The 15,259-nt window shown below is 32.7% G+C and carries 10 protein-coding genes; 3 read left to right on the top strand and 7 right to left on the bottom strand.

The window, feature by feature from the left end; genetic code table 11:
- The 3 genes from OA85_RS11290 to OA85_RS11280 all read left to right on the top strand — a co-directional run bounded on the left by OA85_RS11290 (position 1) and on the right by OA85_RS11280 (position 2,426).
- Entirely contained in the window at positions 1 to 444 is a 444-nt protein-coding gene (locus OA85_RS11290) for a PaaI family thioesterase (protein WP_039109845.1), read from the top strand.
- Positions 445 to 652: 208 nt separating this feature from the next.
- Complete coding sequence (locus OA85_RS11285) at positions 653 to 1,471, top strand: SDR family NAD(P)-dependent oxidoreductase (RefSeq protein ID WP_039109844.1); 819 nt, start codon at positions 653 to 655, stop codon at positions 1,469 to 1,471.
- A gap of 58 nt (positions 1,472 to 1,529) precedes the next feature.
- A complete protein-coding gene (locus OA85_RS11280) occupies positions 1,530 to 2,426 on the top strand; it encodes an AraC family transcriptional regulator (protein ID WP_039109843.1) in 897 nt (298 codons plus the stop codon).
- 290 nt (positions 2,427 to 2,716) lie between these two features.
- Here the strand turns inward: OA85_RS11280 and OA85_RS11275 are convergent, their stop codons facing one another.
- From OA85_RS11275 to OA85_RS11245, 7 genes are all read right to left on the bottom strand, one after another.
- Complete coding sequence (locus tag OA85_RS11275; protein ID WP_039109842.1) at positions 2,717 to 3,634, bottom strand: carbohydrate kinase family protein; 918 nt, start codon at positions 3,632 to 3,634, stop codon at positions 2,717 to 2,719.
- Positions 3,635 to 3,703: 69 nt separating this feature from the next.
- Positions 3,704 to 4,858 carry a DUF4960 domain-containing protein gene (locus OA85_RS11270; RefSeq protein ID WP_039109841.1) on the bottom strand — a complete coding sequence of 385 codons (1,155 nt, stop codon included), beginning with the start codon at positions 4,856 to 4,858 and terminating at the stop codon, positions 3,704 to 3,706.
- A 41-nt stretch (positions 4,859 to 4,899) separates the two neighbouring features.
- The gene (locus OA85_RS11265) at positions 4,900 to 6,738 is read right to left on the bottom strand and encodes a hypothetical protein (protein ID WP_039109840.1); all 1,839 of its coding nucleotides are present in this window, start codon (positions 6,736 to 6,738) and stop codon (positions 4,900 to 4,902) included.
- A gap of 31 nt (positions 6,739 to 6,769) precedes the next feature.
- Positions 6,770 to 8,476 (bottom strand): RagB/SusD family nutrient uptake outer membrane protein, encoded by a 1,707-nt coding sequence (locus OA85_RS11260; protein ID WP_039109952.1) that lies wholly within the window; start codon positions 8,474 to 8,476, stop codon positions 6,770 to 6,772.
- A gap of 10 nt (positions 8,477 to 8,486) precedes the next feature.
- Entirely contained in the window at positions 8,487 to 11,564 is a 3,078-nt protein-coding gene (locus OA85_RS11255) for a TonB-dependent receptor (RefSeq protein WP_082014158.1), read from the bottom strand.
- A gap of 71 nt (positions 11,565 to 11,635) precedes the next feature.
- Entirely contained in the window at positions 11,636 to 13,231 is a 1,596-nt protein-coding gene (locus OA85_RS11250; RefSeq protein ID WP_039109838.1) for a glycoside hydrolase family 32 protein, read from the bottom strand.
- Between the two features lie 9 nt (positions 13,232 to 13,240).
- Positions 13,241 to 14,557, bottom strand: coding sequence for a sugar porter family MFS transporter (locus OA85_RS11245; protein ID WP_039109837.1), 1,317 nt, complete (start codon positions 14,555 to 14,557; stop codon positions 13,241 to 13,243).
- Between the last annotated feature and the right edge of the window lie 702 nt (positions 14,558 to 15,259).

Genomic DNA, 15,259 nt, shown 5'->3' with positions numbered 1-15,259 from the left:
ATGGAAAATAAAAGATTACAATTACTTCAAAGTTTTATTGGCAGGCCATTCTCAGGAAGCCCGTCCCCATTTGCTAGATGGCTCAATGGGACTGTGGTATCTGTAAATGAAAAAGCAGTAGAATTTCAATTTACAGTTAGAAAAGAAATGACAAACCCAGCCGGAACAGTCCACGGAGGTGTTCTATCGAGTATGATTGATGACTGCATCGGCGTTAATTTTATGATACTTGGTTTAGAAAACTTCTATCCAACGATTAATTTAAATGTAGATTTTTTTAACCCTGCTTTTGAAAACCAAACCGTTTTGGTTAAAACAGAATTAATCAAGCTCGGAAAAACGATCATTCATTTCAATGCGGTAGTCATAAATCAAACTAATAATAAACTTGTTGCTAAAGCAGGTTCTAATCTGGCAATTAGTTCAATAAAAATTCCGGATTAAAATTCGATTAAACTTTTAATAGAAAATGTGATTATACTTATAATAGGGCTTAACTTAAGCCTCAGTTTTTATTTGTATATTCTAATACGTATTTGTAATTGATACAGTTTCGTTAAAACGTTTCATTATTACCCACTTTTGTATCATAATGTTTATTAATAATTGACGGAATTTTGTCTCAATAATTAAAACAATAAAATATAGTACAATGAAAAAAACAATTTTTATAACAGGTGCATCCCGAGGATTTGGAAAAATTTGGACTAAAGCTTTTCTCAAACGCGGCGATAATGTTGTAGCAACAGTAAGGAATACAGAATCATTAAAGGATTTGGGGTCAGAATATCCGGAAAATTTATTGGTCTTACAATTAGATGTTACGGATAAAAAAGCATCCTTTGAAGCAATTTCAAAAGCAAAGAGCCATTTTGGCGCAATTGATGTATTGATTAATAATGCCGGATACGGACATTTTGGTGCCATTGAAGAATTGGAAGAACAGGAAATTCGTACACAGTTTGAGACCAATGTACTTGGGTTGATTTGGCTTACACAGGCAGTTATTCCTATCATGCGCGAACAAAAATCGGGTCACATCATCCAGCTTTCAAGTGTTTTGGGCGTTATTGCATTGCCTACTTTAGGGATTTACAGCGCTTCTAAATTTGCTGTTGAAGGTCTAACTGAATCTTTGGCTGCAGAAGTTGCAGGATTCGGAATCAAAGTCACTCTTGTAGAACCAAATGGTTATGAAACCGATTTCAGCGCGTCTTCTGCTGTACAAAGTAAGCCTTTGCCACAGTATGATGCCGTAAGAACAGCGCTTTATGAAGGGAACAAAAAAGAAGATAATGGCGTGCCTGAAGCGACTTCAGAAGCCGTTTTAAAACTGGTAGATGCAGAAAACCCTCCGTTAAGATTACTTTTAGGCAAAGCTGGTGTACAATGGAGTAAATACGCCTATGCCGAACGTTTGAAAACCTGGGAAGAATGGCAGGACGTTTCTGAAGCGGCACATGGAAAATAAAGTTTAAATTTGCAGAATCCGATTCGTCGGGTTCTGCTTTTCTTTTAAAATTAAACAGATGAATCATTTCGATAAAATAAGTAGTTACAATCAGGCTATCGGGCTTAAAGCTCCCGAGCATCCGTTGTTTTATATTGCTCGGGGCAATAAAGAATGTTGTAGTGTTGGCAATGACTCTGAATTTACGGCTGACTTTTATATCATTATTTTCAAAAAGGTCGAATCGGGAAGCATGCAATACGGAAAAACAAAATACGATCATAACCGAGGGAAAATGTCATTCATTAAGCCGAGGCAGATTACAGGATGTAAAAACATTCGTTTAGAAGAAGATTGTTTTACAATTCTTATTCACGAAGATTTTTTATCAGGAACAACTTTGCATAATGAAATCAAGAAATATGCCTATTTTGAATACGAAGTAAATGAAGCGTTGCACCTTTCGCCCAGTGAAGAAGAAACAATTTGGAATCTGGTGTATGCTATGGAAAAAGAATACCACAATAACGTTGATGATTATAGCAAGACCATTATCCTTAGTCATCTTGATACGATGCTTAAATATGCACAGCGCTTTTACAAACGGCAGTTTATCAATCGTGAGGAATTATCCGGGGCAACATTTACAAAGTTTAATGATATTCTTTCTTCGTATTTTGAAAATAGAAAAAATAATGATTTGGGACTCCCTACTGTTAGTTATTTGGCGAAAAAACTGAATATTTCTTCACGTTATTTGAGTGATATGCTAAAACAGGAAACAGGAAAGACTGCCTTGGAGCTTATTCATCTCTATTTGATTTCAGAAGCAAAAAATTTATTGAAAGAGGGAAAAATGAATATTACCGAAATTTCTGTTTCTCTGGGATTTGAAAATCCTACTTATTTTTCCCGTTTGTTTAAAAAAGAAGTTGGAATCACACCCAATATATTCAGAGAGGAAAGTTTGAATTAAGCTGATTAAGTCTAGAGTCTAATCAACCCGGTTTGATGCTTAACAGAGGTGTTATTTCAAGTATGATTGATGTATATCTTTAATCTTAAAAGAATATCCATCCTTATAAAAAATTCAAAAATATTAATTAATATCTTAAATACAAGCAACTTAAAAATATAATATTCTACTCTTATTTGATATCAAATGAAATATTTATTAGGCTATATACTAAAGTTCTGCAACTAGCAAAAAAAACGCTGGGTGTAATTCAAAAACAATTACACCCAACGCGTTAATAGAATCACAAACTATTTTTTTATACTTTTTTTCTCAATTTTCATATAATCACTAATTACCTTTTCAGAAATCTTTGGATTAGCTCCTTCTTGTCCAGCTACTAAAGCACCTATTGCGCAAGCATAATTCAATGATTTTTGAGGTGATTTTCCTCTTAGTAACCTTATTATTAATGAAGCTAAAAAGGAATCCCCGGCACCAACGGTGTCTACAACTTTTATAAAATAACCACTATTATAATAAAATTTATCATTATAGTACAAAACAGCTCCAAATTCCCCCTTGGTAACGCAAACCTGTTTTGTATTTGTCTTTTCTGCAATAAATTTAATGTTTTGTTCAAATGAATTATATGGTGACCCCAATTCGCTGCTTATTTCACGTAACTCTTCATCATTCAACTTAATAAAATCAGCTTTTAACATAAGTTCATTTAAGACATCGGTGGTGTAATAAGGAGCTCTTAGATTTACATCGAAAATTTTATACTTTGCTTTCCCTAAAAGTTTGTTCAAAGTGGTCCGAGTAACCTCATCTCTACATGCTAAGCTTCCAAATACAAAAACATCCGCTTCAGCAGTTACTTTTTCCATCATTTCTGTTTCTATGATCTTGTCCCAAGCTGACGGATATAAAATATCATAGGAGGCATTTCCTTTTTCATTAATCATTACATGAACAGCTCCCGTTTTATATTCTTCTGTAATTTGAATTAAATCGGTGGTAACCTCTTGATCGTTTAAAAAAGATAGTATGTTTTTTCCATTTTCATCATCCCCAACACGACTTATCATAGTCGTTTCTACTCCCATAGAATTCATTCTTAAAGCTACATTCAATGGTGCTCCCCCAATTTTTTTATGCGTAGGAAAAATATCCCATAAAACCTCCCCAAAACAAACCGCACTTAAAGTATATTTTTTTTCCATTTTTTAATAAATTAAATAAATTAAAGGGCAGGAAAACCTGCCCAATAAAACCACAAGCAAAACAAATTATTATTTTGTACCTAAATAGTCAATTGAATTTCTATAGATTCCTTGTATATTAGATGCGTATACATTGGTTCTTCCGTCATTCATGGCCCATTCCATACCGCCTATGCCTATTGCTATAATAGTTCCTGCATAAACTGAATTCGACTTAAACTCAATAATACCCGGGCAACATTCATCACTAACACCGCTCCAAACAGCAAGAACTTTACCACCATAAAGGTTTTCAAATTCTGCAAACTGCCCTTTTTGATGACCTGGTCCTAACAATGGTCCTAAATCCCACAAATTATTATGATCTTCTTTATATCCACCATTAATTACTGGGAAATACCCATTAGAATCAGTAGAAATTACTTGAGTAAAGTTATAAATAGGACTATTTCTTTGATCATTTTGAAAATTAACTCCTCCATCAATACTCCAAGTACCACCATCAACAAAGCCAATACCATTTCCTTTTATTGTTAAAAGACCACTTTTATCACGACCAATAACTTCAGCATAACTAGTTGCCATTCCTCCTAAAAGCATTTTACCTCCTTCTACAAGATACTGAGTTAATACATTCTTTTTATCTAAACTTTCTTGAGGCAAAGCTGATGTTCCCTGAGTATCATAAAAAAAGAAAACAACATTCACTGTTTTCAAAGAATTTATAGTTAAATCAGAGAAAGGAATAAAAACAAATCTACTACCATAAGTATCTTTAGCCCATTGAGCAGCAGCTTTTACATCTTCATCAACAATATTATCAATCGATGTTGCATCACTAACAAAAGCTATTTGATTTGGCAGTACACGTGCATTAATAATATAATGTCTGGTTTTACCCCCTGACATAGCAGTTACTTCAAGAGGGTTCGTCAAATCAACAGTTGTTCCTGATGCAGGATTAATAGTTACACCTTCCGGGCTCTTTATATCTAATACAACTGCAGCTAAATTTGTTTCAGAAGGCAAAACAAAATTAACGACTCCAGACAAATTATCTATCGTAGCACTTGTTTGACCTATTTTAATTGATTCAATTATATTCAAAGTACTTGGCAATTGATCGTCATAATTCAGACGTTCCTCACATGAGTATGTGATTGTTGCCAGTAATAGCAACAATACATACTTAATGTAAAATCCATTTTTTATTTTATTTTTCATTTTTCATTTTTTTATAATTAAGAAATTCTATTTAAAAATTACTAATCATTATTTAGATTATATAAGTGATCCAGAATATTCTTGGTGAAAACTTTTATATTGTTTTGATAATCATTTGTAGTTCCGTTCGAATTCCATTCATAACCTACAATTGTATTTGAAATTGTAAAAATATGTCCTTTGAAATCTGTTGGTATTTGAGAATCAAATGCTGCATTATTAGCCAAGTCAGTTCTTTTAAATTCAACTGCACCATAACCAAAAGCATCACCAATGTGTCTTAATGTTCCATATTTTACTGCCGTTAAAGTCTTTTCAAACTGGGAAGCAGCATCAGAACCACAACAGCTTGGATTAAGAATTCCATCAAAGTGTTGCCACCATATTAATCTAACTTCTCTATTCGCACTATTTTGTAATGGCAAATATTCGTTTCCAGCTCCTCCTTCAAAGGTTAAACCATTAAAAATTTCATCATTACGTCTATTCCCAGAATTATTAGAGTCTCTCATTCCCAATCCCCATATATCATCTGCGGGTTTACCCGTGTCATAACATCCTGTTTCACTTGCACAACCAAATTCAGAGAATACATAATTTCCTGGTGCTCTTGCTGCTCCAAAATTTGCGGGAACTCTCCCTAAAGAAAAGATGAATGGACTAGGGTCTCCTGCAATAAGCATATCTCCGCCCCCTTTTACCCAAGATTTAAGCACCTGAGCTTGTGAACCACCTAGTCTTAAACCAGCAGGCAGCATATTAGAAACATCACTAGAAGTAGCAGAAAAACCTTGATTTTCTTTTGGAGTTAAATAATACAACATGGCAACCTTTACATCTCCAATATTTAGTGCTGAAATATCTGCAATTTTAATGTATTTAAAATCCGCACCATAGGTACTTTGCATCCAAGTTGCAGCAGCTTTTGCATCATCATCGACTAATGAGCTTATATCATCTTCTAACCCCAAAAAGGCATATTTTGTTGCTGCTATTGATTCAACTTTTACATTATAAACCTTTGTAAGGTTTTCTTTGTTCTTAACTGTGTAAGTAACTGAACCATTACTAAAGTTTTGTGTGGCCCCAGAAGAAGGAGTTACTGTTTGTTCTGCAGGTAACGTAATAACAGGTGCTAAATTAGTTAGGTTAGCTCCCGGAGGTAAAATTACCACAATTGAATTTGCAGCATTATCAACAATACCAACTGCTCCATTTACCACAAATGATTCAATTCTAGGCGCTTGTATTTGTGTAACCGTCACCGTATATTGTTTAGCTGTGTATCCATTATTTGATAAAACAGTATATACTTTAGGGGAAGTAAAATTTCTGGCAACTCCAGAAGCAACATCTACAGTTGTTCCTTCAGCAATTACAAATGAAGGTGCTAAATTACTCAAGTCTCCTCCTTGACTACCAATCTCAACTTTAATTGTTTTATTTACTTCATCAATTATACCCAATTTATCCCCAATCGAGAATGATAATATCTTAGGATCACCATAAGCTGCAATACTAGCAGTATAGGTTCTATGAGCTCCATTTGTTGAAACTACCTCAAAGGTTACTGGACCATTACTAAAATCTATTGTAGATCCTGAGGCTGGTGTTACTGAAGCAGATTCTGGAAGTCTAATTTCTGGTTTAACATTTTTCAAATCAGTTCCAGATGGTAATGTCATTGTAATCGTACCAATGGTATGATTAATATCGGCATATTTAGATCCTACTTTAAAAGACTGAACGATAGATTCCGTATAATCAGGAACTTTATCAGAAAAGTTATCATCTTTAGAACATGATAAGAAAGTCAATGCAATTGTGATAAATGCAATCGCTATACTATAAATAGATTGTCGTTGTTTTATTGTTTTCATATTTTTATAAGTTTGGTTTGGTTTAGTCTAATTAGTATCCTGCTCTTTGTTTATATACTCCTGCACTTGCATCAATTTCAATTTGTGGTATAGGCAAATATTGTTCATGAGATTGTAATGAAGCACTTTGTAAATAGGTACGGCGTGTTTTTTCAACTTGAATGTAGTTGTTGACATATTGTTCAGCAATACCCCACCTCACTAAATCATAGAAACCATGTCCTTCGTTAGCTAATTCTAATCTTCTTTCCATTCTAAGTGCTTTTCTAGCTGCATCCTGAGATAATGATAATGGATATAGATTTATCAAATAATTTGCTGCATTTTGAGATGGATTATTAAAATCTTTTACATACGGTGAGTTTTTAGCTCTATTTCTAATTTCATTAATTATGGTAACTCCACCAGAAACATTTGAACCAGATTCAATTAAAGCTTCAGCTTTCCATAACAATAAATCACTGTATTTAATAATAGGAAAGTCTAAATTACCTAGTGCCCAAGGAAACCCTGTAGGATTTGAAGCTAAACCGTTTGAATTTGGAGAAATTACATTTTTCTTAACCAAGAAAGAACCATAAGTTGCTGGATCTCTATTCCAGTCCGGTTGTTGTGGTCTTGCTGCCCAATCTTTCCAAGTAATTCCTGTTCTTCCTATTTCGTGATCTAATCTTGGATCGACTAAGTCTGTTGGAGTTACATTTGCATTATTATAACTGTCAAATAGAGGAAGCCCATCTGCTCCAACTTTAAATGCGTTTACAAGATTTTGAGAAGGTTTATCAAAATCATCTCCATTTAAATATGGGTTTTTAATATCATCTCCAGGACTATCAGGTGCATTTAATAAATTTCCAAAATTGAGATTTCCAAATTGAGAACCATCATTTATAGAATACTGAACTGCAAATATGTTTTCACGATTTCCGTAACCTGGAATCGAATATAATTTTTCGATATCAGTTACTAATCCATAATTTCCAGAATTAATAACATAGTTTGCACTTACAATTGCCTCAGTCCATTTTTTTTGAAAGACTTGCGCTTTACATAAGTAAGCATAAGCAACTACTTTATTTACTCTCCCTAATTCTGTTTGTGTGTCAGGTAATTGGGCAATTGCATCAGTTAAATCACCTTCAACTTTAGACCACATAAAACTAAAGTCAAAAGTATTTGGAATTTTATTAATATCAGCTATTGGAGTATTTTCATCATACCAAACTATAGACCCAAAATTTTTAATTGCTTCAAAATAAAAATGAGCTCTTAAAACTTTTAGTTCTCCTATTCTTGCTTTCTTATTAGGAAATTTAGCTTCATCTATAGTATTAATAGCTCTCAAAGCACTATCAACTCTTTTTATTCCAAAATAAATGGCTCTCCAAACATTGTAAGCATTTTCACTTGAAGGAAATAAATCATGCGTTTCTAATTGATGCATTCCACCACCTGGATTATCACCAGTTCCACCGCCTCCTTTGTAGGAATCTCCACAACGAATATCGCTTGTTGCCCAGTTGGATGGTGCATGGTCAAAAGGCCATAAGTCTCTAAATTCACCTGTATTATAACGATAATCAAGGGCGCTATATGCCGCTATTACTAATTGTTCAGGATCAATATTATCTGCTGATAAAACATAGTTCTCCTTTACATTTAAATCGCTGTCATTTACACAGGAAAGCAACTGTATGCTTATCATTAAAGTAAATACTATTTTAAATTTTGTTTTCATATTTAATATTTTAAAAATTTGCATTTATACCAAAAGTCATCGATTTTGTATGAGGAATTCCATAACCTGCTACACCAATTCCTCCAGCACTTAAACCAGAAACCTCATAGTCAAAGCCAGTAAAAGACGTTAGAGAAAACAAATTTTGACCCACTAGATAAAATCTCATTTTATTCATTCCTAATCTTTTTGATAAAGCTTTATCAAAATTATAACCTAATGTTATATTTTTTAATCTGATATAGGAACCATCTTCAACATAATAACTTGACGGTTGCAACTCATTATTACTATTCAATGTTGACAATGCCGGTACATTTGAATTAGCCTTACTTGGTGTCCAAGCGTCTAGAGTATTTGTATTATGATTAAAACTAAAATAATCAAAATCACCTATTGCACGCTGTGCATTATATAAATCATTTCCTTGTTTCCCGTCAAAAAACAGTGTTATGTCAAATCCTTTATAAGAGGAATATAAGTTTATTCCATATATAAAATCGGGATGTGGATTTCCAATGATTGTTCTGTCAAATTGGTCAATTTTACCATCAAGATTAATATCCCTATATCTAATTCTACCTACTGCTTTTCCAGGTTGATCAGCATGAACGGCAACTTCTTCAGGAGTTCTAAAAAGACCATCAGCAATTAATCCGTAAAAAGAAGCTATTGGCGATCCTTTTTTAGTTATTGACACTCCGTTAAGTAAAAAATTTGACTCTGTATCTAAACTTTCTACGTTATTTTTATAGGTTGAGAAATTCAAATCAACCCCATATTTAAAATCATTTGCAGGATTACTTTTGTAGCTCAGCACAGCTTCAAAACCTTTATTACTAACCGAACCTGCATTAATTAATGGAGGCTGGCTTTCTCCGTTAACAGATAAAGCTATTGGTCTTAAAATTAAATCATTGGTTGTTTTTATATAGAAATCCGATTGTAACGAGATTCTTTCATTAAAAAATCCTAAATCAAATCCTACGTTGTATTGTTCTGTTGACTCCCATTTAAGATCGGGATTAGCTTGACGAGATTGCAATACACCACCTGAAGTACCTATACCTGTTCCATCTATGTTGTAATCTGAAAACTCTACTACATTACCAACGGTATTATTTACATAACTAGAAAGATAGGAATAATCTGCTATTTGATCATTACCATTTATACCCCAAGACGCTCTAAGTTTAAAATTAGAAACGTACTTACTATCCATTAAAAATTTCTCGTTTTTTGCATTCCAAGCCAAAGAGGCTGATGGGAAAATTCCATATTTATTATTTTCTCCAAAACGTGATGATCCGTCTCTTCTTACAGTACCCGATACAATATATCGATCATCAAAAACATATTTAAGAGACCCAAATTGTGAAATCTTAAATGTTTCGACCTTCCCTACTAATGTTTTATATTGTGCATTATCATTAATCACATAACCTGCAGGGTCAGTAATATTTACCCCATTAATTTGGTTATTATGAAAGTTTTCTTCTCTTGCTGAATTTTCTATACCAGCCAATATTGATAATCGATGTTTTCCAAAACTTTTATCATATTTTAAAGTATTAGTAAAAATGGTAGCCAAATAATCATTATCCACGTCATCAGTAGTAATTTTCTGAAATACGGAAGGGATTGTCCCATTTGTAGAAAAAGCTTCAGTTGCAGTGTTAAATTTATAAGTTCCTTTATCAAAATTTAAGGTCGTATTAAAAACCAAACCATCAATAATTTTAAAATCTAAATAGGCATTTCCTAAAAACCTTTGATTCTTTTGCTTATTATTTCTATTACTCCATAAATTAGCTACAGAGTTTGGTTTGTCTTGCATACCTCCAGTTATAATAGTGGCATAATCTCCCAGATTAGAATATACCGGGAGCATTGGATTTTGAAGAATGGCATTTTCAAACTCGTTTGCTTTTATCTCATTATACTTAGAGTACAAGAAATTTTCACCAATGGTCAATCTATCCTTAAATAATTTATACGAAGCATTTATTCTAGAATTAAATCGGTCATAACCGGTATATCTCTGTATACCTTTATCTTCCGAATAACTCAATTGGGTATATAAACTTAAGTTTTCAGTTCCTTTTCTGTAACCAAAATCGGTGTTGTTTGAAAATGTATCGTTTGTAATTTCCTTTACCCAATTAGTATTAGCTGCTGTTTGCAAGCCATTTGGATCTAAATATTGAGGGATGGTAAAACCAGAACCATTATTAATTAAAACCGGATGTGTAGGTATTGCAATTCCAGCACCTTGTTGTGCTTGGTATTCCACATTCGCCCATTGTTGTGAATTAAGTAAGCTAATTTTATCTCTTAACATATTCACTGTTGTTTCAGATTTAAAACTAAATTCAGAAACTCCTTTTTTGCCTTTCTTGGTAGTAACTACAATTACTCCATTTGCAGCTGAAGTTCCATAGATCGCTGCTGAGGCTCCATCTTTTAATACCTGAATTGATTCAATTTCTTCAGGATTTAATGAGGATGAACTTGTGGTTTGAACCCCATCGATTACCCATAGCGGAGCTGACCCACTTGTCACTGTGGTTAATCCTCTAATAATAATTTGAGAATCATTTCCTCCTGGCGTACCCCCAGAATTGATTTGTAAACCAGCAACTCTACCTTGCAAAGCTGTTAAAATATTAGGGGAAGCCTCTTGAGAAATATCCGAAATTTTAACAACCGAAATAGCACCTGCTATATCTGATTTTTTTTCTTTTGTATACCCAACAACAATAACTTCGCTAAGACTATTAAGACTAGATTTTAATTTGATGCTGTATGTGTTTTTTGAAGTTATCTTTAATTTAGCATCTACATAACCAATATAAGAAACCATCAAATTAGCCCCTTCATTAGCAGAAATTTTAAAATTACCATCAAAATCTGAAGTGGTTCCATTTTTAGAGCCCTCTACAAGAATACTAGCCCCTGCTAAAGGCTGTCCGTCGTCTGATAAAACAGATCCGTTAATTTGTCTTTCTTGCCCTGAAGCAATAAACACTAAGAAAAACAAACATATTGACAATATGTTTTTCTTATTTTTAAAATACTTAATTTTCATACATCTATAATTTTGGTTATTAGTTAATTTGTTTTTTTTAATTATTATTCTTTTTTTGCATAATCTATTATCTAAAATTTCAGTTGGTTTATCAATACATTTTTAAGTTCAAAATCAGAATTTGCTTTAGCAATTGAAAAAGAATCCATTGGTTTATCTGAAAAATAAATTTCAGTCATCACCGTTTTTCCATTATCATAAAACACTTCAATTGAAGTCTTATCGATAAGCACTCTCACTTCGATTGAATTAAAGTCTGATGTAATTGGAGCCTTTGAAATTTTGTTTGCAAATTCATTCGAAAAAGAGGTTTGGCTTACATTTTTTCTGTCAATGTAAAAACACTTCTCTTTTTTATTGATTCCAAAATGAATGGCATTATTTTCTTTATTTGAGAGGATAAAATCATAGTTGTCATCCTTTAAACCATTCATAGTAAAATGAATGTCTAATCTTGACATATCTACAGTAGATTTGTCAACAATTACAGTTGTTTTATCAATGACAAGAAGATCCTTTTTAATAGTCTTTGAAATATATTTATCCAATTCTTTTACTGGCAGGGAAACTATTCGATAATGACCATCGGTGTTTATAAGTTTTAATTCTCTTGGAACGGTCATGGCACTTCTCCAATTTCGTGTAGGTACTTTATTGGCATATTCCCAATTCGACATCCAACCTATAAACAATTTACGTCCATCAGAATCCGGAATATTAGACCAAGTGACTCCTGCATAATTATCCTTACCATAATCAACCCATACTGCTCCAAAATTGTTTAAATCTTGAGTAAATGAATCGTCTACTGTGAACCTTTTTCCATCAAAATTCCCAACAAAATATTGTGTTGCCGATCCTCCATTTGGTCCACCAGGATTAATACTTTGTAAAAGCACCCATTTCACTTCGGTTGAGCCATCAACTTTAATAGGAAAAAAATCTGGACATTCCCAAGGGGCACCGTGCGCGCCAAGATTCTTGCCAAAGGCAGAAGCCAATTCCCAATCAATTAAATTTGAAGAACGATATATTTTAGTTTCCACATCGGCAGCCAGTACCATTATCCATTGATTATGAATCGCGTCCCAAGTCATTTTTGGGTCTCTAAAATCTTTAATATTAGGATTTTTAATTACTGGATTATTCTTGTATTTTGTCCAAGTCATTCCTTCATCTAAAGAATAAGCTATAGCCTGTGATTGAAAATCTTTTGCTCCTGCTTTTGCTTTTACAGCATCATGATAAGTAAACATTGCTACAATTGGTGGATTTTTCAAACTCCCAAATCCAGACGTATTATTCACATCAACAACTGAGCTACCTGAAAATATATATCCCATCTCATCTGGATAAAGAGCAATTTTTTCTTCCTTCCAAGTTATCATGTCTTTACTTGTGGCATGTCCCCAATGCATTGGTCCCCAAACATTATCATTTGGATAATGCTGAAAACATAAATGATACACCCCTTTGTAAAAAAACATTCCGTTTGGATCATTCATCCATCCCGTTTTTGGTGTAAAATGAAAATTGGGTCTGTATAATTCTTCGTTGGTTAACACTTTTTCATTACTTGTTTTAGTAGAACTACAACTATTCATTGCAATCAGTATCAGGATAAAAAATAATCTTTTTAAAATTCCATTGTTTACTATATTCATCATAATTATTATTTAATCCATTAATCCTTTACTTACCTCTTCCAAAGAAATTCCTTTGGTTTCCGGCATCATAAAAAGGACAAATAGCAATTGAAAAACCATCATAAAAGCAAAAAAGGCAAATACATTCCCAACACCAAAACTTGTAAAAAAGATTGGAACCATAGAAGGGATAATAGCTGCTAAAACCCAATGGACAGAACTACCAAAAGACTGTCCGGAAGCTCTCAAATGATTGGGAAATATTTCAGAAATAAATACCCAAATAACAGCCCCTTGTCCAATTGCGTGAGATGCAATAAAAACAAATAGAAATGTAGGAACTGCCATTCCTGTCCAGTTTAAGTAAAAAGAAGTTGCCACCATTGAAAGTGAGAAAATATAACCAATAGATCCGAAAATCATTAATTTACGTCTTCCCAATCTATCTATAAGATAAACACCAATTAGTGTAAAAATCAAATTTATAAAACCAATACCTATGCTACTTAACAATGCTGTTTTTGCACCTAATCCTGCTTCTTCAAATATTCTTGGAGCATAATATAGAAACGCATTAATTCCTGATAATTGATTAAATGCAGCAATCAAGAAAACCAAGATTAATTGAAAGCGGTATTTTTTCATAAAAATATTTTCGTTTAAAGGAGTACTATTACTATTTTTACTTAAATCATCCAAAATACCTTGAACATCTTCTTTTGATCCAATTTTTTCGAAAATAAGTTTTGCTTCATCAATTCTAGTTTTTGAATACAACCATCTTGGACTTTCTGGTATACTAAATGCCATAAAAGAATAAATCAAAGACGGAAAAACTTGAACACCAAGCATCCATCGCCAAGCGTTTATACCAATATCACTTAATAGATAATTTGATAAAAAGGCACAAAGAATCCCTAAGACAATATTAAATTGATACAATCCCACTAAACGCCCACGATCCTTGGCGGGTGATATTTCAGATATATAAGCGGGTGCAGCAATTGTTGAAGCTCCAATACCTAAACCCCCAAGAAATCTAAAAAAGGCAAAAACAAACGGATCGTTTGAAAGCGCTGAACCAGCAGCAGAAATAGAAAATAAAATCCCTATAATTAATAACGTATTTTTTCTACCTAGCTTATTTGTTGGTATTCCCCCAAAAATAGCACCTATAACTGTACCCCAAAGTGCCATTGCCATCACTACAGAACCGTGAAAAACATCACTTGAATTCCATAACAGCTGTAATGTTTTGTCTGCACCTGAAATCACTACTGTATCAAAGCCAAATAGAAATCCTGCGAAAGACGCAATGATTGACCATCTCAAAATTTTATTATTCATAAATCCTGTTTTTAATTATTATCAAACTTATTATTAAACAGTAAGATAACGTTTTCGTAATGTATCCATTTACTTCAAATTTGTTACACAAATTATAACTATTTGATTTTCAATAAATTAAAACAAACACAATACATGATTCTATAATATTGTAACATGGAATTATGATTTTGAAACAAAAAATAAATTAAAAAAAAAGTTTTAAATAATTTAAGTACCTTGAAATTACATATAGTGTTTTTTTATTTTAAATTATTTACACTTATATCAATAGCAACACACTAAAAAAATAGTGATCGTTTAAATTTTGGGGATTACCACTCTAAAAAAATAATTTATCTATAGTACTAAAACAGCCTAATTTTAGAATTAACTAATACAAAACCTTTAGAATAACAGAGGGCATTGAAAAAGTCCTCCTAGAAAAAATTGAGACAAAATCTTGATGAAAAAACGGAATAAACGCTCTGAGAATCGCTTAATTAAGTTTGAAAATATAGCAAAGAGAAGGACTTAAACTGATTTAAAGTTTAAGCCCTTTTATTTATTAGGTAGTTTTTCAGTACTCTCGAATAGCATAGTGCAACTTTATATTAGTAGTTCAAAATAGGAAGAAGGTAAATAATTTCACTTTATAAGGATTTGCAATTTTCATAAGAGAATTTAATAATCTTTACTAATGCTTTAACGCAGAAGTTCACC

Origin of the sequence: Flavobacterium sp. AED (genome assembly GCF_000812945.1) — a bacterium.
In the GTDB taxonomy this organism is placed as follows: Bacteria; Bacteroidota; Bacteroidia; order Flavobacteriales; family Flavobacteriaceae; genus Flavobacterium.
This window is presented reverse-complemented; position numbering and strand designations above follow the sequence as displayed.

What these genes read in the sequence shown, in the direction of transcription:
- OA85_RS11245 (WP_039109837.1), bottom strand. Translation starts at nt 14,557, where the DNA reads ATGAATAATAAAATTTTGAGATGGTCAATCATTGCGTCTTTCGCAGGA.
- OA85_RS11270 (WP_039109841.1), bottom strand. Translation starts at nt 4,858, where the DNA reads ATGAAAAATAAAATAAAAAATGGATTTTACATTAAGTATGTATTGTTG.
- OA85_RS11260 (WP_039109952.1), bottom strand. Translation starts at nt 8,476, where the DNA reads ATGAAAACAAAATTTAAAATAGTATTTACTTTAATGATAAGCATACAG.
- OA85_RS11265 (WP_039109840.1), bottom strand. Translation starts at nt 6,738, where the DNA reads ATGAAAACAATAAAACAACGACAATCTATTTATAGTATAGCGATTGCA.
- OA85_RS11250 (WP_039109838.1), bottom strand. Translation starts at nt 13,231, where the DNA reads ATGATGAATATAGTAAACAATGGAATTTTAAAAAGATTATTTTTTATC.
- OA85_RS11290 (WP_039109845.1), top strand. Translation starts at nt 1, where the DNA reads ATGGAAAATAAAAGATTACAATTACTTCAAAGTTTTATTGGCAGGCCA.
- OA85_RS11255 (WP_082014158.1), bottom strand. Translation starts at nt 11,564, where the DNA reads ATGAAAATTAAGTATTTTAAAAATAAGAAAAACATATTGTCAATATGT.
- OA85_RS11285 (WP_039109844.1), top strand. Translation starts at nt 653, where the DNA reads ATGAAAAAAACAATTTTTATAACAGGTGCATCCCGAGGATTTGGAAAA.
- OA85_RS11275 (WP_039109842.1), bottom strand. Translation starts at nt 3,634, where the DNA reads ATGGAAAAAAAATATACTTTAAGTGCGGTTTGTTTTGGGGAGGTTTTA.
- OA85_RS11280 (WP_039109843.1), top strand. Translation starts at nt 1,530, where the DNA reads ATGAATCATTTCGATAAAATAAGTAGTTACAATCAGGCTATCGGGCTT.